Genomic DNA, 225 nt, shown 5'->3' with positions numbered 1-225 from the left:
TTTACACATCTTTCCTGGTTCATCATGAATAACATCTCGTTGTTCAAATTGATCTAGGATCTTATTGCGTTTTCCCGATAACTTTTTCTTTTTTGGAGTGCGACGAGTAGGCACGGTTTTCTCAATTACCACAGTAGTTTCATCCTCTTCTGTGGCCAGATTTTCAAGCTCCTCATCGGATAAAAGTGATATTTGGCCGTCGGCCAATTTTTCAGTTTTTTTTCC

General features: G+C 39.1%; 1 protein-coding gene. It reads right to left on the bottom strand.

Annotated features, from left to right (window positions below; genetic code table 11):
- On the bottom strand, positions 1–225 hold a 225-nt coding region (locus tag FC36_RS12190), incomplete at both ends, for a hypothetical protein (RefSeq protein ID WP_202813095.1).

It is taken from the genome of Ligilactobacillus equi DSM 15833 = JCM 10991 (genome assembly GCF_001435735.1).
Taxonomy (GTDB): domain Bacteria; phylum Bacillota; class Bacilli; order Lactobacillales; family Lactobacillaceae; genus Ligilactobacillus; species Ligilactobacillus equi.
This window is presented reverse-complemented; position numbering and strand designations above follow the sequence as displayed.